Source organism: Alphaproteobacteria bacterium, from assembly GCA_017308135.1.
Taxonomy (GTDB): domain Bacteria; phylum Pseudomonadota; class Alphaproteobacteria; order CACIAM-22H2; family CACIAM-22H2; genus Tagaea.
In genome coordinates, this window is the sequence record JAFKFM010000013.1 from 128,879 (window position 1) to 150,349 (window position 21,471).

The following is a 21,471-nucleotide window of genomic DNA, read 5'->3' on the forward strand; positions in this document are numbered from 1 at the left end:
ATCGAGTCCTCATGCGGAGTAACTGTCCGCGGCCCAGAAGGCGCGCGAGCGAGGCGGGCATTTGGTGGATTTGACGAAGAGGATTTCGAAAATGCGGTCGTCGCGGAGCGTCATGACATAGCCGAACAGATGCAGCGGGATCGCGACCAACAGCATGAAGAGATTGTGCGAGACCAAAAAGCACACGCTGGAGACCACTCCGTTGAACATGAAGTACATGTACGGCACGCCCATCAGGGTCGGCGCGCGCGTCAGTGCCTTGACGAGCGGTGTGATGAGGGGATCCTCGAGCTCGTTCTCTGTCATTGCCCCACCGCCGACTGGAAGAACTGCACGATCTGCGCCGAGCCGAACACGAGAACGATCCCGAAGATGACGCTGCCGGCGATGCCCCAGGTCAGTCGTCCGGACCATGCGAAGAACCCGCAGGCGATGACGGCAAGCGTTGCCAGCGCCGTGGCGATCGGCCCGGTGAGCGCCGACACCAATTGCGTCAGCGTGGACTGCACAGGCTGCAGCGTCCCGCCGCTCGATTGCGCCGCGGCGTCCGCGATGCTTCCCACCAAGAGCGCCCCCGCAAGCGGCCAGCGCGATACCCATTTCCTCATCCGATCCTCCGTTTTCAATCGACGTGCATGACGAATCCGTCGCTCCAACCCGCCTGAGGCGCTGCTTTCTCCACCGGAGGCGCGGCGGCGGCCGGCGTCCCGGGCTCGATCAGGTCCGGGCTGCCCATCGGGTTGCGCGCGTCGCGATGGGGCGCGCCGCCTGGCGTAGGCCAGAGGTAGAAGTCGTTGATGACCTGAGCGACGAACCGCACTGTCTCGGGAAACGGAGGAACGCCGCGGCTGTCTTCCACGGCGCCTTCGCCCGCATTGTAGGCGGCGAGGATGAAGAGCGGATTCCGATACTTCTCATGCAGAGCGCGAAGAAAGCGGACGCCGCCGCGCACGTTGTCCGCAGGATCGCAAAGATCAACCTTGAAGCGTCGCGCCGTCTCCGGTTTCAATTGCATCAAGCCGAATGCGCCCTTGTCGGACAGTGCGATCGAATTGAAGTGGCTTTCCGCCTTCGCGACCGATTGCACAAAATCTGGATAGAAATTCTCCTCTGTGGCGATGCGCACGACCAGCGCGCGCGCCGCCTCCGGCGCCATCGCCTTGGCGTCGGCGCAGGGAGCGGTTGCGGCAAAGGTGGTATCGATTCGTTCGATTGCAGGAGGTGGCGTATTAAGGGGCAGGATTCGGCCCGAGGCGTCGACGGCGGCCAGCCTGGGCGGCGCAGCGGCATCCTGCGCGCTTGCGGTCCCGAGAACCGCCAGGACGCTGCACCCGAGCGCTGCGATGCGAGTCGACATGCCACCCCGCCTCCATTTTCTAATAGACAATATATTGAATGTTGATAACTTGGCAACAGGATTAAACCATGCGTCCCCTGCTCTGACTCCCGGAGGATGGATGAAACGCGGTGCAGTTCTGTTGACGGCCGTCGGCGTTTTGTGCGCGTCCGGCATCGCCGTGAGCGCGCGCGCGCAAGATGCGTCATTCGGATGCAAGGTGCTGCTATGCGCGGCCGCAAGCGCGCCGGGCTGGTCGGGCATCCCCTATTGCGTGCCAGTCATGCAGACCCTGTTCCGCCAGTTGGCGAAGGGCGGCGGTTGGCCGACCTGCTCCGAGGGGAATGCCAGCGGGCTTGGCTACGAGCCCTATCAGGCGTGTCCGGTTGGGCTGACCCCCGTTCAAGCATCGTCGGACGGCGGAGCAGGTCTCTTCTCCGCGCCCAACGGCAATCTTTGCGCTGATCTTTCAAAGCCGCAACAAGTCTGTACGGGTGGCGACGGCGGTTGCACCACGACCTATCCAACGACGGCGCGAGAGTCGCGGAGCGATCCTTACTACGTCGACATCAACACGGCGAACGGCGCCCAGCGCTTCTATTTCTCCTTGCAGGGCTACTAATATGGGAAGAGCTGGGATTCTCGCCGTCGCCATCGCGCCGGTTCTGGCGTGGAACGCCGCAATCGCAGGACCCGCCGCATCGCGATGGTTCCCAGTCCCCGTAAATGCTCTCTATCTGACCGGCGACAGCTGGTCCGACGGTGGCGTCACCTATCGCCTCTATGGCGTTCAATCCTGCCTTCGCGGAACGAACTTCACCAACGCGCACGGTCTCCAACGCGACTGCGGAGAGGCCTCGCTTGCCATGCTGGTGGCGCTCATCCGCGATCTGCGACCGCATTGTTATGACGCTGCCGAGCAGCCTGGGACCAAAACCATCTTCGTGTTCTGCGTCGCGAGCCGCACGACCGGCGCCGGCGCCGGATCACGGATCGATCTCGGCACGGCGCTGATCGCCACGGGTTTCGCCTTCGCCGCCCTGAAGCCGGATGGTCAGCCCGCGCACGCGCCGTACTTTGTCGCGCAGCTTGTCGCGCAACGCGCCAACGCGGGTTTGTGGGCCTTTCCCGACCTGCCCGAACCGAATGCCATCATCCTGCGTGCCCTGCATGAGCAAACGCCGACAGCCTCACCTGAGGCGCTAACGTCATCTCCGCAAACGCCAACACCTTGATAGCCATCCAGCAACTTCGGGAGAGAGACTATGAGAACGACGAATCTTTTCATCCTGCGGGGCCGCGTCGGTCAGACCCCGAAGGCCTTCAACAAGGCCGCCAAGATCAACGTGGCGACCGACCGCGCATGGACCGACGGCAAAGGCGAACGGCGCGAGGAGACGGATTGGGTGACGGTCACGATCCTCAACGAAAAGGCGGCGGAATGGGCGATCGCGAACATCGCCAAGGGCGACGCTGTCTACGCCGAATGCCGGGTGGCCGATGGATCCTACAAGAAAGATGGTGAAACCATTTATACGACCGACATCATCGCCAACGTCTTCCACAAGCTCGATCTCGGGTTGCGCGATGAGGTCGCATAAACTCCTCGCTGGCGTGCTGTCAGGTTTTGCCGTCTTCGCCGGTCACGCGGGCCTTGCGCAAACACTCAGCCCGACCCCTGGCCTCTACTTCCCGAGAGCCGCCGTTCAGTCGCCGCCGCTGCGCGTCGAGGTGATCGACGGAACACGCTTCCGCGATATCGAGACCCAAGCGGTCTATCGGCTCTATGGAATCGACACCTGCGCACCCGATCAAACCGCGCGCCTCGGCCGCCAGCTTTGGCCCTGTGGCACGATGGCGACAGCCTGGCTCGTCACCGCGACGCTCAACGCCTGGCTTGCCTGCAGAACCTTGCGCGATGAGGCCGGTGAGCATTTGGTCCGATGTGCCTCGGCCGGTCATCAAGATATCGCTGCGGATATGGTGCGTGAGGGCGTCGCCGTCGCCCGTCCGTCGTCGCCGGACGACCCCGGCGTCCGCGCTTATGAGTTGGCCGAGCAGGACGCTCGCAAGGCGTATCGCGGTCTGTGGTCAAGCACCTTTCAGATGCCTTGGGACTGGCGCGCGGCTCCGGACGCCAAGCGCCAAGCCGCGCGGCAGGGCGAGGCGACGCCGTGATTCGCCCAGCCCATAGCCTGATCGCGCCCCTGCTGATGGTATTGGCGGGCTGCGCCGCGCCGGGGGCGCCTGTCGTTGAACTTGGACCACCGGCGCCCGAACCGCTCTATAGTCCCGAACAGGTCAAGCCGGGCCGCCTCGAATATGCACCGGATCGCTCGACTTTCGCGCCCCTGCTGACGGAACGAGTTTTTTACCCGACGCAGCCCGAGGCCAACGCAGCCTATCTTCGTCTGCTCGCGGCAGCGCCGGGCGATCGCAGCTACCCTGCCTCGATCTGGTTGTTTGGATGCAAGCCCGGCGCGCTCGATGAACAGACCGCGCGCGTCACACGCTACCGGGGTCCGGTCGTCCATTGTGCGACGGATTTTCTGGATGGATCCGGACGGCGATTGCGGCGCGAAACCGCGAATTATTATTACTACGCCTCAGTGTGGAACATGCAGTCCGTCTATCCACCGCGTGTCGCCGCGCCGTGGCGCAATCGCGAGCGGTCGCCCAAGGACTTCTGGTGGTGGGTGCCTGGCCGGCCTCGCTACGAATAGGAGGACGGGTCGTGCGTGGCGGGCCGGCGTCGACAAAGCAAAGACAATATATTAGATGTTATCATCGCTCCAGAGCTGCTTTGAGCAATTGACGGGACGCGGGGCAAGCACCCTGATCGCGGGAATAATGACGATGATCGAGCTCACCACTGCTGCTCATCCCCAATCGCTCACTCCCGATCCCGCGGCGTGGCGACCGATGTCATACGCCAACCTTCAAAAACCTTCATCGCAGACGGCGACCTATGTCGACATCTGGAAAGACGCCATCGAGGCAAATAATCGCGCTTACAAAGCACGGGGCGATCTCCGGTTTTCCGGCGGCAACGCCCCGGTGACGGAGGCCCACTTCGTCATCTGGAGCGCCCGGCGTTCCGTCGTTCTCAGCGTTCTCGACACCGCAATCGAGTGCTCCGTCAAGCAGGTCGCGCCGGACGCCCATGCAACAGTAAAGCTCTGCCCGATGCGGATCGCGATCTATGAGGGTTTGCAGGTCAAGACGATGGATGGCGGCCGTGGCTGCTTTCTCGAGCTCGCGCCGGGAGCCGCGCCGGACCCCGAGGCATCGGTGGCCTATGCGTCTTACGACGTTGCCACAAAGACAGTGAAAACCGGAATGATCGTCAACCACAAGGCCGTGGACGGATGCTCCCTCGAGCTTCCGCTGTATCGCCAATGAAGGTCCGACTCACAACGCCGCGTGCCGATGCGCACACCAACCAGCCGCCGCCCCCAGGGCGTGCCGGCGTCGCGTGCTTTTCGTTGCAGGAGAATCGCTCATGAATCCTCGACATCTCTTATCGATCAGCATTGGCGTCTTCGCCATGGTTTCGGTCGCAACGCCGTCCGTCGCGGCCGATGCCGCCTTTGCCTACAAGACGTCGTATCGGAACGTCACCAAGGATCCGGACAATATCTGGACCGGCGACGCGCTCGCGCCCAATCCGAAGGGCACCGTGACCATTCATGAGTACCAGCTTCGCACGAGCCAGGGCGACTGGTTGATCTCGCAAATCTGGAACGAGGATTGCTCGTCGGGCACGTGCCCCACGCGTCTTGTCCAGATTGGGCCCGATGGGCATCGCGCAATCCTTGTCGATGACATGATGCACCAGATCGTGCCACTCAACGACCCACGCTATGCGGGTGCGCCCGCGACGAAAGCCCAAACCGAGTTCGCAGAGCACCCTTTCCTGCTGAGCGATGACGGCAAGACCCTCCTGAATGGCGATTACAAATTCCAGCTCGCCGGAGGCAGACCGTGAGCGTCTCAACAGCCATCCGGCAGGTGCTCGTCGACGCAGGTCTCCTGTTGTGTTTTTCTGCCGCCGCAGCCCTTGCCGGTCAATCCGCCGCGAGCCTCACGGCCGCCGGGATCCCTTCCAATTGCGCCGATTTCGCCGCCAAGGTATCCAGCAGTGAAGGTAATTTCGGGACCACCAACCAATATGGTTGCCTCGGTGCCTTCCAGTTCTGCCCGGGCACCTTCGAACGATACTACAGTGGCAGCGCCCAGAGTTTCCTCAACAGTCCATCCGCGCAGACCGCCGCCTGGACGCAATATGAGGAGAATTCCTGGGGCCAGGCACAGAAGAACGGGTTGACCTCGCTTGTCGGTCAGCAGGTGTGCTCGGGCGGAAAATGCGCGACCATCGATCAGTCGGCGATCCTCATGGCGTGCCAGTTCGGCTGCGGGGCGAACGGAAAGCTCGCCAACTATGCGGCAAGCGGAGATTGCAACGCCCGCAATGTCAAGGACGGCAACGGCGTGAGCGTCTGCACGTATTTGGTGCGCGGATCAGGCTACGACGTCTCGTGCTTCACCGGCCAGCAATCCGCGGTGTGCGCGCAGACGCCGACCGGACCTGGGGATTTTCCAACTTCGACTGGCATCGCCGCGAACCCGCCCGCGGCCGGTAGCGCCTCGATCGTCGTCGCCCCGACCGACGTCTAGGCGGCGCCTTGTCGTCAATTTCTCTCCGAGGGATCGCGGATGATGAAATCGGCGAAGGCGCGCAGTTGCTCTTCGGTCGCACCGCAAAGATCGCCGCCGCGATAGTGCGCATGGACAAGCGCCCAGAACACCACCTCATCGGAACGGCCTGCAAATAACGCCTTCTGCAGCGTTCGTCCAATGAGTGTCACAGCACGCGCATGGTCGTATCGTGTGCGCAGTTCTTGAGCGACGATCTTAGTATCGGCGGTCCGAATCACCTGACGTTCCTCCTATCCTTTCTTGATGTGACGTGACGCGCGGCGCTAAGCCGCCGAAGGCAGCAGGTCTGGCAGCACCGGGTCGTCACATCCGCGTGCCTGGCGGATCGTGGCGAGCGTTTCGCGATTGAAGGACATGCGCAGCGCGACCACCTCATCGCGGCCGATGCGCTTGAGAAAACCCAGAGGTCGTACGAAGAACCGCAACTGCATGGCGATCACCATCAGACGCCAATCGATCGCGACCGTGACAGTGTCGACCCGGTGTGCCATCCCCCATTCGACGACGCCTTGCGCGAGCTCGAGAAAGGGGCCATCCGCACGCGGCCGCATCTCGCGGCTGCCGGGGGCAACACAAAAGCGCGTCCACTCGAAGACGCGCGGACCGCGCGGCGGCCGGCGATGACACAGATCGGTCAGGACGTCGCTGAGGAGATGTGGCCTGGTCGTCGGCAGAAGACGCTGATACCCGACGATCTCGTCGCCACGAAGGCAGATCTGGTGAATCGCATGAACATCGTCGAAGCGGTCGCGCTCCAGGCCGTCCGGCTGGCGCAGGTCCATCCAGCCCTTCTCGTCGACAAAGATCGAATGACGGAAACGGAAGACGCGATCCATCAGCGTAGCATGCCGACTGATGTCTGAGCCAGGAATGACCATGAGCATTGAAGACTCCTCAGCTTGTGGGACAAGCCGAGTTGGTCATGAACCGAATCGGAGCGGTATGGTCACAAAGCACCATTGCGCGACGGTTCGCTCACCGGTTGCACAACCTTAGAAGGCTTCTGATCATGGGGCGTGGGCTCCAGTCGGTAAGTCACAGAGCCCGCAGTTAACACGATGGCCAGATCCAAATCCGTGAGGATCGTCGCAAGATCGCCGCGGCAATCGACCAGGCGTGGCGTCGCGACTGCCACCAGCTTTGGTATAGCCCTATCGAAGACAACGACGTTCGTCTCGCCATTGAGTCGCGGGTCGTACATCAGGTCGTCAGGGTTCGCGTCGTGCGACCACAGAGCCCGCGACCAGATGCGGGCAAGACCCTGCGCGCTTGCGCGCGCGACGTCGGTTGGAATTCCCATTCGAACGTGGCCGCGTTTTATTCACGGTCGCTTCGCAATTCGTTGCGGTGTTTCTTGCGAAATCCAGGTCGTGTCCGGCTGTATGAATTTGATCTGGAGGGAAAGCGAGATCGATCCTATGAGGAGGCGCCCTGGTCCGCGATAAACAGCCAGTCAGATTGGCCAAACGCCTTATTACTCAAATGACACCGCTTGCGAGGCACGATGGTTGGCGCTTGGCAACAAAAGCAGCGCCACAAGTGCCGCAATACTCAAGAGCGAGGAGACCGCCACAATCCCGCGTCCTATTGGTTCGATCAACAGTCCGAAGCCGAGCGGCGCCAGCGCCTGGGCGATGCGCGACGGGGCGCCGATGAGTCCGAGCCGATAGGCGTAGTTGTCCGGACCGAAGATCGCCAGCGGCAGCGTGCCCCGCGCGATCGTAAGGATACCGTTGCCGGCGCCATGCAACAGGGCGAACGCCGCTGCGCCGCCGCCGCCGAAGATTCCGATCACGCAGGCTCCGATCGGATGCGTAATGCAGGCGAGCCGTGTCGAGAACAACGGGTGAAACCTGCTCAGTGTGCCGGCCTCGAGAACGCGTGCCGCGACCTGCGCGGGTCCGATCATTATGCCGGCGAACACGGCCTGCGCCGGTGTGGCGCCGAATGCCTCGACGATACGTGGCAGGTGCGCCGCCATCGCTGACGTCACCGTCCATGCCGCTGCGAAGGCGAACGACAGCAGAACCATCGTCCGGTCGATCGGGATGTGCGGCTTGACGACCGGACTATCGGTTCGCTTCGTCGGCGCCGTCTTCGGCAGAAAAAACAGATTGAGCGGAAGTCCGATCACGATGTGCGCCGCGGCCCACGCGTAGCATGTTTCCCGCCATCCGATGATCTCCAGCCCGAGCGAACTGAGCGGCCACCCGACCGTACTGGCGAACCCAGCGATCAATGTGATCCCGGTGATGGCTCGCCGGGCGTTCTCGCCGTAGATCCGTCCGAGCGCACCGAATGCCGCGTCGTAGAGGCCCAAACCCATGCCGATACCAAGCAGCAGCCAAGCAGCACCGAGCATCCACAAGGTGGTCGATGCCCCGAGTAGCACAAGACCACCGGCAAATATGATGTTCGACGCCGAGAGCACCTGGCGGCCGCCGACGCGGTCGATCTGGCGGCCGACGCGTGGCCCGAGCAACCCCGAAATCACCAGCGACGCCGAGAACGCGGCGAAGAACCAGTTGCTGGAGATTCCAAGATCGCGCGCGATCGGATCGGCGAGGATCGCCGGCAGGTAATAGCTCGAGGCCCAGGCGAGAGTCTGCGTCGTGCCCAACGCGGCAATGACCGGCAACTGGCGATCGCTCATGCGGTTGCCTTCATGCACAGCCGCATCCGGACTTGCCAGCGATCTTTGCGTCCGCGTCCTCCATGCAGCATGCATCAACGGCTGTCGGCGCCGGACCGCCGCAGCATCCAGCCGATGCCGGGTCACCCTCGACGCCACCCCGCGTGCATACCCCCGTCTCGGGGAGCTCGAGTTCGACGCGTTCGGCGGCTTCGCGGTCACCGGCGATATCGGCGGCAATCGACCTGACCTGTTCGTAACCAGTGATCATCAGGAAGGTCGGCGCGCGGCCATAGGATTTCATGCCGGCAAGGTACAGGCCCGGTTCGTCCTGCGCCAATTCCCGCGCGCCATGGGGGCGCACCGTCCCGCAGCTATGTTCGTTGGGGTCGATCAGCGGCGCGAGTGCGACGGGCGCTTCGATCGCGGGGTCGAGCCGGAGGCGCAGTTCGCTCAAGAAACTAAGATCCGGCCGGAAGCCCGTGGCGACAATCAACTCATCCACGACGACGTGGCGGCCGCAACATGAGGAGCCGGCGCCGATGCGCAATCGATCGCCGGCGGCCGATAGGTGTGTCACGCCGAATCCAGGCTCGACCCGGATTTTGCCCGCTGCAACGAGTTCGGCGAACGCGGCACCGAGTTCACCCCGCGCTGCGAGCTTGTCGTTGGCGCCTCCCCCGAACGCCTTTGACGGATCGGAGCCGCGCAGGAGCCAGACGACTTCTGTCCCAGGCGCCTCGTCGCGAAGCCGCGCCAGCTCGGTCAGCGTGCCGATCGCTGAATGGCCCGCGCCGAGTACGGCGACGGTCTTGCCTGCATACCGAGCGCGGCCGGCGCCGCGGATATCGGGCATGGCATAGGCAATGCGATCGGCAAACTCTTGCTCTCCCATCGCCGGCAGACCATTTGCGCCGGCGGGATTGGGGGAAGACCACGTGCCCGAGGTATCGATCATGGCATCGGCGCGCAGCGTCTCCGGCCCCTTGCCGTTCTGGTAGCGGATTTCGAATGGTGCTTGCTCGCGTCCGCTGGTCTTGGCCTTGTCGAAGCCGACGCGACTGATCGCGGTCACACGGCTCGACGTGCGGATCACATCCGCAAGCGGCGTGCGGGTCGCAAGCGGATCGAGATACTGCTCGAGCAGCTCGGCCCCGGTCGGATAGACATGCGGATCCGGCGAGTTCCAGCCCGTCGCGGACAGCAGCCTCGCCGCGGCCTTGTCGACATTGTACTCCCAAGGCGAGAACAATTGGACGTGTTTCCACTGGCGAACGGCGTGCCCGGCGGCAGGCCCGGCCTCCAGCACGATCGGCGTCATGCCGCGTTCCAACACGTGGGCGGCGGCGGCCAGGCCGACGGGGCCGGCTCCGATGATGGCCACTTTCTTTGTCATCTTCTTCTCCTGTATTTCTGGAAACGTCGAATTATAGAAGCCAAAAAAATCAGGCGGCGGACTTTGCGTCGGAGCACTCTGTCTCGTCCGCGCAGCATTCCGCCGCCAAAAAATCGACCAGGCCACGCATCGTGTCGTATTCGGCGTGACAGATCAGCGTCACACCGTCTCGCTTCTGGAACACCAGACCCACCGCCATGAGCGCCTTGAGATGATAGGACATCGTCGAACCTGCGACCTTGAGCTTCTCACAGAGCCGGCCTACGGGCATCCCTGCGTGTCCGGCGCGAACCAGAACGCGATAGATCTTCAACCTCGTGGGGCTTCCGAGCGCCTCGAGGCGGGCGGCGGCATCATCTATTCTCATGGCTCCAAGATGGGGCGTCCGCCCTCCCCTGTCAACCCTCTATCTTTCTATAATTACTGAATTATGGATCGAAGTGTTCCCGCGTCTGCCTCGCACGTTCGGCGGCGGCGAACTCCGGGATGCTGATCATGACCGAACGCAAAGCGCTCATGGCAACGGATGGGACATGCTTGTCGTTCAGGAGCGGTGATGAGCCTCCGGTCCGTCTCCAATATCAAATTGATAGACAGCTCCGCCTCCGGAAGCGGCCATGACCGTCGTTCCGCTGCCCGGCGAGCACTCTCAGTCGGACATCGTCTCAGTCATTTTTGCCGAGCAAGTCCCTCAGCGTCGATATATCCAGCATCGATTCGATCAGGATCGTCCTCAGCTTCTGGTTCTCGTCTTTCAATGCTCTAAGCTTCTGCCCTTCAGAGACCTCCATACGGCCAAAGCGGGATATCCACGTATAAAGCGTTGTACGGCCGATGCCGTGTTTGCGGCATAGTTCGCCTACCGGCAACCCGGCTGCGTCCTCCTGCAAAATCTTGAGGATGCGCTCGTCCGTGAAAGTGCTCATTGGAGAACGAAGCCCTAGCTCAGTGTTATTTCGGGGAGTAGATCAATTGCCTGATCCGGGCAGAAACAAAATCAATCGTCGCAACCGTGATGAGGATCATCAGGATGATGAACGACACATGGTCCCAGTTCTGCTGGTTAATCTCGTTCGAAAGATACAAGCCAATTCCACCGGCTCCCACGATGCCGATGACCGTCGCGGAGCGCGTATTCGATTCGAAATAGTAGAGAACCTGGCTCAGGAAAATTGGCAGCACCTGTGGAACGATGCCGAAACGCAGCCTGTGACTCCTGGATCCACCCGTGGACACAATACCCTCCACGGGCTTGCGATCAGCGGTCTCGATGACTTCCGAAAACAGCTTCCCAAATGAACCCACATCGGACATCGCAACCGCCAGGATGCCAGCAAAAGGCCCGAGCCCGACGACGTTGATAAAAACCAGCGCCCAGATCAACGTGTCCACGCCGCGGATGGCATCGAACCAGCGGCGGGCAAAAAAATGCACGACGCCCTGGTTAACAACGTTCCTCGCGGCCAGGAGCGATAGCGGAAACGCAATCAGAGACGCCAGCAACGTTCCCAAAAACGCGATGGCAAGTGTCTGTGCCAGCGCCTTCACGTATGTCGGGAAAAGCTCACCGGCGCTCGGCGGGAACATCAACCCAAGAATGATGCGGAGCCTTTCCGCCCCATGAATAATCGCCATGGGCGAGAATCCCAGCCAGATAAGGCCAAAAATGAAAAGCCCAAGCACGGACAAAACAAGCCCGACCGCTTTCGCTCGGGTGGCCCATCGGACCGAAAACAGATGAGGATAGGCCGCTTGCAATGCCGCCAGATCCGCTTGCTGCACACTTCTATTGCTCATTGCGGCAGTCCGATATCGAGGAAGCGATGGCGCAGCTTCTCGGTAAAGAGATCGATCAGGGATACGGTCAAGACGATCATGACTAAGATCGCGCTGACATCGGAATAGTAGAATTGCCGGATGGAGCTGAGAAGTTCTTTGCCTATTCCGCCAGCGCCGACAAATCCCATCACCGTCGCGCCCCGGACGTTGATTTCGAATCGAAGCAGTCCGTAGCTGACGAAATTCGAGATGACCTGTGGAAGAACAGCGAAACGAATCTGCGCGAACCAATCAGCGCCCGTCGAACGAAGGCCTTCAACGGGTTTCAGGTCGATATTCTCGACAACTTCGGAAAATTGTTTCCCGAGTGCACCTGTGGTGTGAATGGCGATTGCCAGAACGCCGGGTATCGGCCCTAGTCCAATCGCGTAAACAAAGAGCAGTGCAAATACGATGTCGGGAACGGTTCGACAGAATTCGAGACTTCGCTTGACGACAAAGGTCAGAACAGGCGCATTGAGAATATTTGCACTCGTCAGAAAACATAGACAGAAACCGATCCCCGCCCCGGCCAACGTTCCGACATAGGCGACAAGAAGCGTTTCGAGCAGGAGCTCGACCCAGAACCAGCCATTCCAGTACCATTCCGAAATATCTTCCGACAAATGCGCCAAACGCAAGGTCGGCGTGATGTCGTAGAAGTATGACCAGAAACGCGGGATTCCTGCAGCGAATCTTGCCAGGTCGACCTCTCCGACCCATGCGGCGATAAGCACGCATGTGAGGAAACCGATCCCGGAAGCAATTCTGCGCTGCCTCTTTTCGGAGACTGAACGCTCATAATCCCTCAGCAGCAGGTCCACTCGCTGCTGACGGATTAACGGTGCAATCCTCGCCATCGAAGCAGCCCGTTGTCTTAGGAGGCACGCTTCTTTCGTTGCGCATCAAGCCAAAGATTCATTTTGACCGATTCTTCGTAATCCTTGGCCGTGACCTGTACGAAGCCAAGATCCTTGCCATCGGAAAGTTTTGCGAACGCTTCCTTGCTCTTCTGAGGCGCATCAAGGAAGGCCTTCGCAATCGCGGCTTTCATATCCTCGGGAAAGTCGGCGAGATAGGCGAAAGGAGAACCAGGCAACAGCGGTGACTTCCAGATCACTCTGAAATCGCCAATTGTCATTACCGTTCCATCGATCTTCTTGACCATGCCCTTGTTGAGCATACGGGTCAGGTTCGAGTCCGTCTCAGAATTCCACCAATTGACAGCGGCATCGACCGTTCCTGCGGCCAGCGCGAGCACTGCGTTTTCGTGGCTGCCTGTGGTCTGTGCGAGCTTGAAATGCTTATCGATCGGAAAGCCCTGTTGCGTCAGAAAATAATTCGGGGCTTTGTATCCGGAGGTCGACTCGACGTCGACATAGCCAAGTGTCTTTCCCTTGAGATCCTCGACTGACTGGAAAGAGCTGTCTGACCGCACGTACATGACTGAATAGTATCCAATCGATCCGTCACTATTTCGCGTCGTGACGAACGGAACGACGTTTCCGCCTGAGACGCTGTTCGCTCGCGCATAAGCGCCGGGACCATAAAATCCAATATGGATTTGTTTGTTCTTCTGTCCTTCGATCACAGCCGTGTAGTCGTTCGCGACACGAAGCGTCACTTTCACGCCGAGCTCCTTGGAAAGATAGTCCACGAATGGCTTGTAACGTTCGATCACCCCTGTCGCGTTTTCTGCCGGGACGATCGCAAGCACGAGTTCCGGATACTTGTCGCGCCAGGTTTCGGCCTGAGCCGAACCAGCAATCAAAGCTGCCGCACCCATAGCCAATATGAATTTGCGTCGAGACGTCATTTCACCCTCCGAGTCGATTTGTCGAGAATAATCGACATAACCCATGACAATCTGATGACCGATCGGATGATCGCCCGAGGCGACGCGGACCACGCGGCCGACTGGTGAGGCGACAAGGCGGGGATTCGTCGTTATCCAGACGCTTTTGGCGCGACATCGGGGCGGTCGGGCGCGACATTATCGTTTGACATCGCTCCATATATCCACAAGTCTAGATATATGAAGAACGATCAAGCCGTCGAGGTTTTGGCTGCCCTCGCCCAACCCACCCGGATGCGGGCGTTCCAGACTCTCGTGAATTGCGAACCGGCGGGCGTTTCCGCCGGCGATCTCGCAAGGATGCTCGATGTCCCGCAGAATACGTTGTCCTCCCATCTTTCGATTCTTTCCCGGGCGGGACTGGTGACCGCCGAGCGGCAGAGCCGCTCGATCATTTACCGTGCCGACCTGGAGACGTTTCAGGCGGTCGCGCTCTTTCTGCTCCAGGACTGCTGTCGCGGCCGTCCGGAATTTTGTGCGCCGCTGATTGAGAGTTTAGAATCCTGTTGCGTGCCGGCAAAGGAGGCCGTGGGTTCGAGACGTTAGCCGACGCATCGGGCATATGGCCAACGACGCGTGGCTGAAGAGGAGTGCGAATATGTCGTGTTCTCCGTACGCCAAATTGAGCCGCCGCGGTGTCTTCTCGCTATGCGCGGGCGCGCTGTTCGCTCCGCAGTTCGGCTGTCCCGCGATCGCGCGCGAGACGACTATTCAGTTCGGGCTGACTCCGGTATTTCTCACGTCCGATCTGGAATTGCTCGGCCGGCTGCAGTCCTATCTGCAACGCGTAACGGGATGCGCCGTCAGCCTGGTGAACCGCAGAACGTATCAGGAGGTCACCGCGCTCCTCACCTCCGGTCAGATCGACGGCGCCTGGATCTGCGGATATCCGTTCGTGAGCCACAAACCCGAACTCCAGCTTGTCGCCGTCCCCCTGTGGCACCGGAAACCGCTCTACCAAAGCTACACCATCTGCGACGCGGGCCGGAACGCGCGAGACCTCATGTCGCTTGGCGGCGACGTGCATGCTTTCTCGGATCCGGACTCGAATTCCGGGTTTCTCGTCACCCGCGCAGCCTTGGCCGAGCGCGCGCTTCGTCCGGAGACGTTCTTCTCCAGAACGATGTTCACATACGGACATCGCAACGTGATCCGCGCCGTTGCATCCGGACTGGCGCAATCGGGTTCGGTTGATGGTTATGTGTACGACGTCGTCTCAAAGCTCGAGCCGGAACTGACCAAGCGAACGCGGATCGTCACCGTGTCCGAATGGCTCGGTTTTCCGCCGATCGCCGCACCGAAGAACCCTCCCGATCCGGAGCGCCTCGCGCTCTTGAAGACCGCCTTGTTGGGTATGCACGAGGCAGACGATGGCCGGGCAGTGTTGGAGATGCTTCAACTCGATGGATTCGCCGTCGAGGATCCGTCGCTGTTCGATCCCATCGCAAGGAAGGCGGCGCTCGTCGCTGCCGCGGAGCGGGGCACATGAGGTTCTCGCGATATCTCCGCCACCCCTGGCCTGTCGCGGCGAAGGTTCCTGTCGCCGTGGCCGGCCTCATGATCGTCGTCGGGATCGTGCTCTCGCAGCAGGTTCTCGCAAAGCTCGCGGATACGCAGGAACAGTTCCTGAACGACCTCTCGCAAAGCTATCTCGACGGTCTCACATCAGCCATCGGGCCGTCCGTCCTGCGGGAGGACAATTGGGAGGTATTCGACGCGATTGAACGGGCCCAGACCAGCCATCGCAGTTTGCGGCCCATCGAGACGATCGTGACCAACGCCGAAAACCGCATCATTGCGGCATCGGATCCGCACCGCCACCCGATCGGCGCCGAATTCAAGGAGAGTCTTCTTGACGGACGCGTCAATTTCGATCCCGCTGGGGACGTCGCAACCATATCGCGCGTTCTTGCTTATCCGGGCAGAACGGCAGGCGCGATTTTTGCCAGGTTCGATACGCGGCACCTCGCAACCGAAAGACGCGACGTCACGCTTGCGCTCGCTCTGACCAACGGCGTTCTCGTACTGGCGCTTGCCGCGGCGGGCTGGCTGGTGATGTGGCGGATGCTGCAGCCGGTGAGAATCCTTTCGTATCATCTCGGCGCGGCACGGATGGATGAAGCGAAGCCAATTCCCGAGACGACGATCGAGGGGACGCATGGCGAATTCCGCCGCCTGTTCCGCTCCTACAACGACCTCGTCCGCTCGCTAGGAGATCGGGAGAACCTCGCACGGCGGCTCGCGGAGGAACGCCGGATCAGCAGCCTGGGTCGGCTGGCGTCATCGGTCGCACATGAGATCAACAATCCCCTCGGCGGTCTTTTCAACGCCGTCGCGACGCTGAAGTCGCATGGATACTTGCCGGGGGTCCGCGAGAATTCCCTTGGCCTTCTCGATCGCGGCCTGCAGGCGATCAAGGACACTGTTCGCACCACTTTATCGGTCTACCGCACGGATCGAACGCCACGCGCACTCGAGTCGCACGACCTGGACGATCTCGCGCTCCTCGTCGCACCCGAGGCCAAGCGCAAGGGCGTCAACGTAAAGATCACGAATGCCCTCGAAACCGGCCTTGAGATCCCGAGCACTCCGATACGCCAGGCGTTATTAAACCTTATTCTCAACGCGATCGCCGCAACACCGCCCGGTGGCAGCGTATCTGTGGGGGCACGATCCGACAAAAGCGGTCTCACCCTGACGGTGGACGACGAAGGACCAGGACTGCCTGCATGGGCGATCCCGGTTCTGAGCGACGCCAGCACCCTTCCGCCGCTCGACCGCAGCGGTCTCGGCCTATGGGCGACAAGCCGCCTCATAGCGGACCTCGGCGGCATGATCTCGGTATCGCGCAGCCCGTCGGGTGGAGCGGCTATCCGGATCAATATTCCAAGACATGACACGGAGTTTGCTGATGTCGCGTGAAGGCCGATCGATCGCGCTGATCGAGGATGACCCGATCATGGGAGAAAGCCTTGTGCAGCGGCTCGCGCTGGATGGTATCGCAGTCAAATGGTGGCGCAACGGACGCGACGCCGTAGCTGGGATAGGCACCGCCCGTTTCGATGCAGTCGTTTGCGACATCAGGCTTCCGGACATGACGGGGGAAGATCTGTTCAAGGAGACCGGGCTATCGACAAGAACTCCGCCGTTCCTCTTCATCACGGGCCATGGCGACATCGACCAGGCGGTGCGGCTGATGCGCGCCGGCGCCGCCGACTACCTGACCAAACCGTTCGAGATCGAGAAGCTGCTTGCGAGGCTGGGAGAGATCGTGCGGCCCGGCTCGACGGCCTCCGGCGTTCTCGGACTCTCGCCGGCGGCCAAGACGTTGGAACGTCTCTTGCTGCGCCTCGCCTCCCTGAATTCCACGGTGCTCCTTACCGGGGAGACCGGCAGCGGCAAGGAGGTCGCCGCGAGGTTTCTCCACGCCTCTTCCAGCCGAAACAGGGAACCGTTCATGGCGGTCAATTGCGCGGCCATTCCGGCCCACCTGCTGGAGAGCGAACTCTTCGGTCACGAAAGGGGAGCGTTCACGGGAGCCACACAGCGGCATCTCGGCTATGCCGAACGCACCGGCAAGGGCGTCCTGTTCCTCGACGAAATCGGCGAGCTGCATCACGAGTTGCAGGCCAAGCTGCTGCGTCTGATCGAAGACCGTACGTTTCACCGCGTGGGCGGCGAGCGTACCCTGCCCTTCGAAGGGCGGCTGGCGACCGCGACGAACGCCGATCTGCTGGCGCTCGTCAAGGCGGATCGTTTCCGGGAGGATCTCTACTACAGAGTCAACGTGGTCAGCGTGGAGGTGCCGGCGTTGCGCGATCGCCCCGACGATATCGTTTGGCTGATGGAGAAGTTCTTCATCGAACACGCCGCCGCCATGGAGAGTCGTATCCATGGATTCAGCGTCATGGCGGAGGAAGCCGCCCGGATGCACGATTGGCCTGGCAATATCCGCGAGTTGCGTAATCGCGTCGAGCGCGCGGTGGCCTTGGGAGAAGGCCCCTGGATCATGCCGGCCGACCTCTTTCCCGAATACGCTCACGATGCGGGACGCGGGGACCCGGTGCTCCAGTCGCTCGAAAACGTGCGTCAGGACGCCGAGCGAAGGCACATTCTGCGCGCCCTCGCCTCGACCGGTGGAGAGATTGGCGCGGCGTCGAAGCTGCTCGGAATCGGTCGGACCACGCTCTGGGACAAGATGAAACGACTCGGCTTGAGCCCGGACGCCTGATCCCGTTCGCGTGCATCATTTGTCGGCGGCGGTTACGGTGCTGACGCTGCTGCTGCTGTCGAGCTTGACCCGCTCCTGCGGCGGCAGCGAGCCGGTCACGATGAAATAGACGTTCTCCGAGATGTTGGTGACATGATCGCCGATGCGCTCGATGTTCTTGGCGCAGAACAGGAGATGCGTGATGCCGGCGATGTTGTTGTAGGTCCGGGCGATGTAGTCGATCGACTCGCGGAAAAACTCGGTGTTGAGCACGTCGATCTCGCCGTCTTCATTGCGTATCGCAATCGCCCTGTCCGCATCGCGCTCGGCATAGGCTTCCAGCACGCGGCGAAGCTGCTCGCCTGCCAGTGTGCTCATCCGTCCAATCCGATCCGCAAGAGCCGGCGGCGGCCGTTCGTTTCCCAAGGCCTGGGCGCGCTTGGCGATGTTCTTCGACAGGTCTCCGATCCGTTCCAGGTCCGAAGCGATGCGGACCGCCGCCATGATGTCGCGCAGATCGACGGCCAGCGGCTGCCGCCGCGCGATGGTGAGCACAGCTCCCTCCTCCACTCTCCTCTCAAGAGCGTCGATTAGTTCGTCCTGCGCAATGGCGCGCGTGGCCGCCTGTTGATCGCCGGACAGCAGGGCATCGACGCATGCGGCGAGGGTCGCCTGCGCAATGTCGCCCATCTGCCGGATATTGTCCCGCAATCCGTCAAGATCCGCATCGAATGCCGTGACTGTATGCTTGGAGTTAGACATCAGTTATCTCCTCGACGTCTTCGACAACGCTCAGTGTCTTATCCGAAGCGGCCGGTGATGTAGTCTTCGGTCCGTTCGTCCTTCGGCTTGCTGAATATCTCTCTCGTATCGCCGTCCTCTATCAACTCGCCCATGAACATGAACGCCGTTTTTGAAGAGATCCGCACGGCTTGTTGCATGTTGTGGGTGACGATGATTATGGTGTAGTCGTCCTTTAAGGTATCGATCAGTTCCTCGATCCGGGCGGTGGAGATCGGATCGAGCGCCGATGTCGGCTCGTCAAGGAGGAGCACCTCCGGCCTGAGCGCGATCGCGCGGGCGATACACAGTCGTTGCTGCTGCCCTCCTGAGAGGCTCAAACCGCTCTGGGCAAGCTTATCCTTCACCTCGTCCCAGAGCGCCGCCTGTCGCAGCGCGCTTTCGACCCGCGCATTCATCTCGCTGCGCGACAAGCGTTCGTGGTGCCGAATGCCGTACGCCACGTTCTCGTAGATCGACATCGGGAACGGCACCGGCTTCTGGAAGACCATGCCGACCTGCGATCTCAGCCGGCCGATGGGATATGCGGAATCGAGGATGTTCCTACCATCGTACGCAACCGAACCCGTCGCGCGCTGCGTCGGATAGATCGCGTAAATCTTGTTTAGGATGCGCAGCAGCGTCGATTTTCCGCATCCCGATGGCCCGATTAGCGCCGACACTTGGCCTGCGGGAAACGAAAGGTTCACGTCACGGAGCGCATGCGTGGCGCCGTAGTAGAAGTCCACGCCGCGCAGAACGAATTTCGCGCGCTCCTCGGGACCCGCAGAGCTGCCGATCCGGATCGGCGTATTGTCATGCATTGTCGGCGCTCCTTCTGTTCAGCAGCGCACGCGACACGATGCTGAGTGCCAGCACGAACAGGGTCATCGCGAATGCGCCGGCCCATGCCAGCGTGTGCCATGCCTCGTACGGACTCATGGCATACTGGAAGATCACCACCGGTATGTTGGCCATGGGCTCCGACAGCTTCGTCGTCCAATATTGGTTGTTCAGCGCCGTGAACAGCAGAGGCGCGGTCTCGCCGGAGATGCGCGCCACTCCCAGCAGCACGCCCGTCAGGATGCCGGCCTTTGCCGCCCGGTAGAGGACATGCCCGACCATCTTCCAGCGCGGGATGCCGAGCGACAGAGCTGCCTCGCGCATCACGTCCGGCACCAGACGCAACATTTCATCCGTCGTTCGGACCACGACGGGCAGAAGGATGAATGCGAGCGCGATGCCGCCCGCATAAGCGGAAAAATGTCCTGCCTGCCGCACGACCAATTCGTAGACGAACAGCCCGATGACAATAGAGGGCGCGCTGAGAAGGATGTCGTTGACGAACCGGATCACTTCTCCAATCCGGGTTCCGCGGGCGTACTCGGCCAGAAACGTCCCAGCCGCGATGCCGATGGGACTGCCGATCGCGGCAGCGATCAGCACCATGACGAAACTTCCGAAGAAGGCATTCAGCAGACCGCCGCTCTGCCCCGGCGGCGGTGTCATCTGAGTGACGAGCTTCAGATTCAAGGCATTGAACCCCTCGACAAACGTGGTACCGAGGATCCAAAGGAGCCAAACGAGTCCGAAGATCGTGGCGAGGGTCGCGAGGGTCAGTACGAAGAGACTGGTAAGCCGACGGCGGCGCTGACGGGGCCCGGCGAGAATCATGTCACTCCCCTTTCTGTCGTGCGATGCGCTGGAGCATCAGTTTCGCTGCCGCAAGGACGATGAACGTCACGACGAACAACACGAAGCCCAATGCGATCAGTGAGGACAAATAGAGGTCGGAATCCGCTTCGGTGAATTCATTGGCTATCGCAGCGGCGATAGAGTTGCCGGGCTCCATCAGCGAAAGGCTCAGGTTGTGGGCATTGCCGAGTACGAAAGTAACGGCCATCGTCTCCCCAAGCGCACGTCCGAGCCCGAGAAAGATGCCGCCGAGGACAGCGGTGCGGGTGTAGGGAACGACGATGTACTTGACGACTTCCCACTTGGTGCAACCGAGGGCGTATGCCGACTCCTTCAAAGTCGGTGGAACGACGGAAAAAACGTCTCGCATCACGGCCGTGATGAAGGGAATGACCATGATGCCCAGGATGATTCCGGCGGTGAGCATGCCGATGCCCATCGGAGCGCCATCGAAGAGGGCACCGATCAACGGCAATGGACCCAAGTGATCGATCATCCATGGCTGGACGTGAGCGGACATGAACGGGACGAAGGTGAACAAGCCCCACATGCCGTAGATGATGCTGGGAATGCCGGCCAACAGTTCGATCGCCGTTCCGACGGTGCCACGCGCCCATCGGGGACAGACCTCGGTCAGGAAGACCGCGATTCCCAAGCTGACCGGAATGGCAATGATCATCGCGATGAGGGACGTGACGAGAGTGCCGTAGATTGGAACGAAGGCGGCGAAGCGTCGCGCAACCGGATCCCACTCCGTTCCGTAGAAGAAGCGCCATCCGAAGGTCTGGAACGCGAGCTTCCCGCCCCAGGCCATCGATAGCGCGGCGGCACCGAGCGCCAACAGGACGAAGTAAGCCGCGCACGCGACGACGACGTGAAAGAGACGGTCGCCGGCCGCATCGCTGAGAAGGCGTGGCCGCTCGGCGCGGTCACTGCGCGCCGGCTGCGCGACATCAATGATATTGTAGGCCATGGCCGCCTCCGACGTTTGGACGATCCGGAGGAAGGGCGCCCTTCCTCCGGAGGGAAC

28 protein-coding genes and 1 pseudogene are annotated in these 21,471 nt (G+C 61.3%); 12 read left to right on the top strand and 17 right to left on the bottom strand.

Going from position 1 to position 21,471, the window contains the following annotated elements:
- Window positions 1-9: 9 nt before the first annotated feature.
- From J0H39_23135 to J0H39_23145, 3 genes are read right to left on the bottom strand one after another with little or no spacing between them, the layout of a single operon-like run.
- Complete coding sequence (locus tag J0H39_23135) at window positions 10-306, bottom strand: VirB3 family type IV secretion system protein (GenBank protein MBN9499657.1); 297 nt, start codon at window positions 304-306, stop codon at window positions 10-12.
- The gene (locus tag J0H39_23140; GenBank protein MBN9499658.1) at window positions 303-608 is read right to left on the bottom strand and encodes a TrbC/VIRB2 family protein; all 306 of its coding nucleotides are present in this window, start codon (window positions 606-608) and stop codon (window positions 303-305) included. Before J0H39_23140 ends, J0H39_23135 begins: the two co-directional genes overlap by 4 nt.
- 14 nt (window positions 609-622) lie before the next feature.
- Window positions 623-1,357, bottom strand: coding sequence for a lytic transglycosylase domain-containing protein (locus J0H39_23145; GenBank protein ID MBN9499659.1), 735 nt, complete (start codon window positions 1,355-1,357; stop codon window positions 623-625).
- 100 nt (window positions 1,358-1,457) lie between these two features.
- On the opposite strand from J0H39_23145, the gene J0H39_23150 reads away from it, so the two are divergent.
- The 8 genes from J0H39_23150 to J0H39_23185 all read left to right on the top strand — a co-directional run bounded on the left by J0H39_23150 (window position 1,458) and on the right by J0H39_23185 (window position 6,013).
- Window positions 1,458-1,958, top strand: coding sequence for a hypothetical protein (locus tag J0H39_23150; GenBank protein ID MBN9499660.1), 501 nt, complete (start codon window positions 1,458-1,460; stop codon window positions 1,956-1,958).
- A 1-nt stretch (window position 1,959) separates the two neighbouring features.
- Window positions 1,960-2,571, top strand: coding sequence for a thermonuclease family protein (locus J0H39_23155; GenBank protein ID MBN9499661.1), 612 nt, complete (start codon window positions 1,960-1,962; stop codon window positions 2,569-2,571).
- Between the two features lie 30 nt (window positions 2,572-2,601).
- On the top strand, window positions 2,602-2,937 hold the full coding sequence (locus J0H39_23160) for a single-stranded DNA-binding protein (protein ID MBN9499662.1): 336 nt from the start codon (window positions 2,602-2,604) through the stop codon (window positions 2,935-2,937).
- Complete coding sequence (locus J0H39_23165; protein ID MBN9499663.1) at window positions 2,924-3,514, top strand: thermonuclease family protein; 591 nt, start codon at window positions 2,924-2,926, stop codon at window positions 3,512-3,514. The genes J0H39_23160 and J0H39_23165 overlap by 14 nt, the downstream gene beginning before the upstream one ends.
- A 35-nt stretch (window positions 3,515-3,549) precedes the next feature.
- Window positions 3,550-4,059 carry a hypothetical protein gene (locus J0H39_23170; protein ID MBN9499664.1) on the top strand — a complete coding sequence of 170 codons (510 nt, stop codon included), beginning with the start codon at window positions 3,550-3,552 and terminating at the stop codon, window positions 4,057-4,059.
- Between the two features lie 199 nt (window positions 4,060-4,258).
- Window positions 4,259-4,738, top strand: coding sequence for a hypothetical protein (locus J0H39_23175; GenBank protein ID MBN9499665.1), 480 nt, complete (start codon window positions 4,259-4,261; stop codon window positions 4,736-4,738).
- Window positions 4,739-4,883: 145 nt separating this feature from the next.
- Window positions 4,884-5,324 carry a hypothetical protein gene (locus J0H39_23180; protein ID MBN9499666.1) on the top strand — a complete coding sequence of 147 codons (441 nt, stop codon included), beginning with the start codon at window positions 4,884-4,886 and terminating at the stop codon, window positions 5,322-5,324.
- Window positions 5,321-6,013, top strand: a complete 693-nt coding sequence (locus J0H39_23185; protein MBN9499667.1) for an acyltransferase — start codon at window positions 5,321-5,323, stop codon at window positions 6,011-6,013. The genes J0H39_23180 and J0H39_23185 overlap by 4 nt, the downstream gene beginning before the upstream one ends.
- Before the next feature lie 14 nt (window positions 6,014-6,027).
- Here J0H39_23185 and J0H39_23190 read toward each other — a convergent pair whose 3' ends face one another.
- The 10 genes and pseudogenes from J0H39_23190 to phnD form a co-directional block, all read right to left on the bottom strand.
- The gene (locus J0H39_23190) at window positions 6,028-6,273 is read right to left on the bottom strand and encodes a hypothetical protein (GenBank protein ID MBN9499668.1); all 246 of its coding nucleotides are present in this window, start codon (window positions 6,271-6,273) and stop codon (window positions 6,028-6,030) included.
- A 45-nt stretch (window positions 6,274-6,318) separates the two neighbouring features.
- Complete coding sequence (locus tag J0H39_23195; GenBank protein ID MBN9499669.1) at window positions 6,319-6,939, bottom strand: GNAT family N-acetyltransferase; 621 nt, start codon at window positions 6,937-6,939, stop codon at window positions 6,319-6,321.
- Between the two features lie 170 nt (window positions 6,940-7,109).
- Window positions 7,110-7,355: pseudogene (locus tag J0H39_23200) on the bottom strand (RES domain-containing protein).
- A 174-nt stretch (window positions 7,356-7,529) separates the two neighbouring features.
- Window positions 7,530-8,708 (bottom strand): MFS transporter, encoded by a 1,179-nt coding sequence (locus J0H39_23205; GenBank protein MBN9499670.1) that lies wholly within the window; start codon window positions 8,706-8,708, stop codon window positions 7,530-7,532.
- A 10-nt stretch (window positions 8,709-8,718) separates the two neighbouring features.
- Window positions 8,719-10,083 carry an NAD(P)-binding domain-containing protein gene (locus tag J0H39_23210; protein ID MBN9499671.1) on the bottom strand — a complete coding sequence of 455 codons (1,365 nt, stop codon included), beginning with the start codon at window positions 10,081-10,083 and terminating at the stop codon, window positions 8,719-8,721.
- Between the two features lie 49 nt (window positions 10,084-10,132).
- Window positions 10,133-10,450, bottom strand: a complete 318-nt coding sequence (locus J0H39_23215) for a helix-turn-helix transcriptional regulator (protein MBN9499672.1) — start codon at window positions 10,448-10,450, stop codon at window positions 10,133-10,135.
- A 298-nt stretch (window positions 10,451-10,748) separates the two neighbouring features.
- On the bottom strand, window positions 10,749-11,009 hold the full coding sequence (locus tag J0H39_23220; GenBank protein ID MBN9499673.1) for a transposase: 261 nt from the start codon (window positions 11,007-11,009) through the stop codon (window positions 10,749-10,751).
- A 25-nt stretch (window positions 11,010-11,034) separates the two neighbouring features.
- Complete coding sequence (gene phnE / locus J0H39_23225; GenBank protein ID MBN9499674.1) at window positions 11,035-11,880, bottom strand: phosphonate ABC transporter, permease protein PhnE; 846 nt, start codon at window positions 11,878-11,880, stop codon at window positions 11,035-11,037.
- Window positions 11,877-12,761 carry a phosphonate ABC transporter, permease protein PhnE gene (gene phnE, locus J0H39_23230; protein ID MBN9499675.1) on the bottom strand — a complete coding sequence of 295 codons (885 nt, stop codon included), beginning with the start codon at window positions 12,759-12,761 and terminating at the stop codon, window positions 11,877-11,879. The genes phnE (J0H39_23225) and phnE (J0H39_23230) overlap by 4 nt, the downstream gene beginning before the upstream one ends.
- Before the next feature lie 17 nt (window positions 12,762-12,778).
- Window positions 12,779-13,717: a phosphonate ABC transporter substrate-binding protein gene (gene phnD / locus J0H39_23235; protein MBN9499676.1), complete on the bottom strand. Its 939-nt coding sequence runs from the start codon at window positions 13,715-13,717 to the stop codon at window positions 12,779-12,781.
- 219 nt (window positions 13,718-13,936) lie between these two features.
- Between phnD and J0H39_23240 the strand changes: the two genes are divergently transcribed.
- From J0H39_23240 to J0H39_23255, 4 genes are read left to right on the top strand one after another with little or no spacing between them, the layout of a single operon-like run.
- Window positions 13,937-14,302 (top strand): helix-turn-helix transcriptional regulator, encoded by a 366-nt coding sequence (locus J0H39_23240; protein ID MBN9499677.1) that lies wholly within the window; start codon window positions 13,937-13,939, stop codon window positions 14,300-14,302.
- Between the two features lie 52 nt (window positions 14,303-14,354).
- Window positions 14,355-15,245 carry a PhnD/SsuA/transferrin family substrate-binding protein gene (locus tag J0H39_23245; GenBank protein MBN9499678.1) on the top strand — a complete coding sequence of 297 codons (891 nt, stop codon included), beginning with the start codon at window positions 14,355-14,357 and terminating at the stop codon, window positions 15,243-15,245.
- On the top strand, window positions 15,242-16,678 hold the full coding sequence (locus J0H39_23250) for a HAMP domain-containing histidine kinase (protein ID MBN9499679.1): 1,437 nt from the start codon (window positions 15,242-15,244) through the stop codon (window positions 16,676-16,678). The genes J0H39_23245 and J0H39_23250 overlap by 4 nt, the downstream gene beginning before the upstream one ends.
- Complete coding sequence (locus J0H39_23255) at window positions 16,668-17,987, top strand: sigma-54-dependent Fis family transcriptional regulator (protein MBN9499680.1); 1,320 nt, start codon at window positions 16,668-16,670, stop codon at window positions 17,985-17,987. Before J0H39_23250 ends, J0H39_23255 begins: the two co-directional genes overlap by 11 nt.
- A gap of 15 nt (window positions 17,988-18,002) precedes the next feature.
- Here the strand turns inward: J0H39_23255 and phoU are convergent, their stop codons facing one another.
- The 4 genes from phoU to pstC are packed head-to-tail and all read right to left on the bottom strand — an operon-like array spanning window position 18,003 to window position 21,414.
- Window positions 18,003-18,728, bottom strand: coding sequence for a phosphate signaling complex protein PhoU (phoU, locus tag J0H39_23260; GenBank protein ID MBN9499681.1), 726 nt, complete (start codon window positions 18,726-18,728; stop codon window positions 18,003-18,005).
- A gap of 38 nt (window positions 18,729-18,766) precedes the next feature.
- Window positions 18,767-19,570, bottom strand: coding sequence for a phosphate ABC transporter ATP-binding protein PstB (gene pstB, locus J0H39_23265; GenBank protein ID MBN9499682.1), 804 nt, complete (start codon window positions 19,568-19,570; stop codon window positions 18,767-18,769).
- Window positions 19,563-20,420 carry a phosphate ABC transporter permease PstA gene (gene pstA, locus J0H39_23270; GenBank protein ID MBN9499683.1) on the bottom strand — a complete coding sequence of 286 codons (858 nt, stop codon included), beginning with the start codon at window positions 20,418-20,420 and terminating at the stop codon, window positions 19,563-19,565. Before pstA ends, pstB begins: the two co-directional genes overlap by 8 nt.
- Window position 20,421: 1 nt before the next feature.
- Entirely contained in the window at window positions 20,422-21,414 is a 993-nt protein-coding gene (gene pstC / locus J0H39_23275; GenBank protein MBN9499684.1) for a phosphate ABC transporter permease subunit PstC, read from the bottom strand.
- Window positions 21,415-21,471 lie beyond the last annotated feature (57 nt).

Bases quoted from the DNA above. Each gene is read 5' to 3' on its own strand.
- J0H39_23205 (MBN9499670.1), bottom strand. From the start codon at position 8,708: ATGAGCGATCGCCAGTTGCCGGTCATTGCCGCGTTGGGCACGACGCAG.
- J0H39_23150 (MBN9499660.1), top strand. From the start codon at position 1,458: ATGAAACGCGGTGCAGTTCTGTTGACGGCCGTCGGCGTTTTGTGCGCG.
- J0H39_23255 (MBN9499680.1), top strand. From the start codon at position 16,668: ATGTCGCGTGAAGGCCGATCGATCGCGCTGATCGAGGATGACCCGATC.
- J0H39_23195 (MBN9499669.1), bottom strand. From the start codon at position 6,939: ATGCTCATGGTCATTCCTGGCTCAGACATCAGTCGGCATGCTACGCTG.
- J0H39_23180 (MBN9499666.1), top strand. From the start codon at position 4,884: ATGGTTTCGGTCGCAACGCCGTCCGTCGCGGCCGATGCCGCCTTTGCC.
- J0H39_23145 (MBN9499659.1), bottom strand. From the start codon at position 1,357: ATGTCGACTCGCATCGCAGCGCTCGGGTGCAGCGTCCTGGCGGTTCTC.
- J0H39_23165 (MBN9499663.1), top strand. From the start codon at position 2,924: ATGAGGTCGCATAAACTCCTCGCTGGCGTGCTGTCAGGTTTTGCCGTC.
- J0H39_23170 (MBN9499664.1), top strand. From the start codon at position 3,550: ATGGTATTGGCGGGCTGCGCCGCGCCGGGGGCGCCTGTCGTTGAACTT.
- J0H39_23220 (MBN9499673.1), bottom strand. From the start codon at position 11,009: ATGAGCACTTTCACGGACGAGCGCATCCTCAAGATTTTGCAGGAGGAC.
- J0H39_23250 (MBN9499679.1), top strand. From the start codon at position 15,242: ATGAGGTTCTCGCGATATCTCCGCCACCCCTGGCCTGTCGCGGCGAAG.
- phnE (MBN9499675.1), bottom strand. From the start codon at position 12,761: ATGGCGAGGATTGCACCGTTAATCCGTCAGCAGCGAGTGGACCTGCTG.
- pstA (MBN9499683.1), bottom strand. From the start codon at position 20,420: ATGATTCTCGCCGGGCCCCGTCAGCGCCGCCGTCGGCTTACCAGTCTC.
- J0H39_23245 (MBN9499678.1), top strand. From the start codon at position 14,355: ATGTCGTGTTCTCCGTACGCCAAATTGAGCCGCCGCGGTGTCTTCTCG.
- J0H39_23210 (MBN9499671.1), bottom strand. From the start codon at position 10,083: ATGACAAAGAAAGTGGCCATCATCGGAGCCGGCCCCGTCGGCCTGGCC.
- phnE (MBN9499674.1), bottom strand. From the start codon at position 11,880: ATGAGCAATAGAAGTGTGCAGCAAGCGGATCTGGCGGCATTGCAAGCG.
- J0H39_23155 (MBN9499661.1), top strand. From the start codon at position 1,960: ATGGGAAGAGCTGGGATTCTCGCCGTCGCCATCGCGCCGGTTCTGGCG.
- J0H39_23240 (MBN9499677.1), top strand. From the start codon at position 13,937: ATGAAGAACGATCAAGCCGTCGAGGTTTTGGCTGCCCTCGCCCAACCC.
- J0H39_23160 (MBN9499662.1), top strand. From the start codon at position 2,602: ATGAGAACGACGAATCTTTTCATCCTGCGGGGCCGCGTCGGTCAGACC.
- pstB (MBN9499682.1), bottom strand. From the start codon at position 19,570: ATGCATGACAATACGCCGATCCGGATCGGCAGCTCTGCGGGTCCCGAG.
- J0H39_23215 (MBN9499672.1), bottom strand. From the start codon at position 10,450: ATGAGAATAGATGATGCCGCCGCCCGCCTCGAGGCGCTCGGAAGCCCC.
- J0H39_23175 (MBN9499665.1), top strand. From the start codon at position 4,259: ATGTCATACGCCAACCTTCAAAAACCTTCATCGCAGACGGCGACCTAT.
- phnD (MBN9499676.1), bottom strand. From the start codon at position 13,717: ATGACGTCTCGACGCAAATTCATATTGGCTATGGGTGCGGCAGCTTTG.
- pstC (MBN9499684.1), bottom strand. From the start codon at position 21,414: ATGGCCTACAATATCATTGATGTCGCGCAGCCGGCGCGCAGTGACCGC.
- J0H39_23140 (MBN9499658.1), bottom strand. From the start codon at position 608: ATGAGGAAATGGGTATCGCGCTGGCCGCTTGCGGGGGCGCTCTTGGTG.
- J0H39_23135 (MBN9499657.1), bottom strand. From the start codon at position 306: ATGACAGAGAACGAGCTCGAGGATCCCCTCATCACACCGCTCGTCAAG.
- phoU (MBN9499681.1), bottom strand. From the start codon at position 18,728: ATGTCTAACTCCAAGCATACAGTCACGGCATTCGATGCGGATCTTGAC.